The 425-nt window shown below is 60.9% G+C and carries 1 protein-coding gene; it reads right to left on the reverse strand.

The genetic code is table 11. The annotated features are described in order from the left end of the window. The coding region (locus AC1U89_RS24845) for a hypothetical protein (RefSeq protein WP_479902276.1) at positions 1-392 on the reverse strand (392 nt) is incomplete at its 3' end. Positions 393-425: the final 33 nt, after the last annotated feature.

A 425-nucleotide genomic window follows, 5' to 3' on the forward strand; every position in this document is an offset into this window, starting at 1 on the left:
GGATACACATGGCTGCCCGAGCTCGAGGAGGAAAGCCCCCATCCCAGGGCGCGTTCGACGCCGGCATCTGTTACGGCACGAAGCGTCCACTGCGGAAACGCAACTCCGTCGCCAGCACTTTCCGCCAAGTCCAGAACTGCATGACGGAGTCCGTCCGGTCCACTGGTCACAGAGGCTTGGGCAGTCAGCGAACCCATGCGGGCGACCACTTTGGTGAACCGCAGCTTGTCATCAGTTTCGCGTAGCTTGAGCGCAATTCGCCTTCCGGAGATCTCAATACCCTCAGCCACCACGGCTGCCCGCCGCAATACAAGTCGGAAGCCAGCGTCAGCTGAATACTCCGGGCTGGCAAGAAGATCGCCCAGGACACGTTCGGACAAAATCGTGCGCATCACTTGCCCGTAGGACCGCTGCTGGAAGGGAAC

It is taken from the genome of Caulobacter sp. 05T431 (assembly GCF_056665975.1).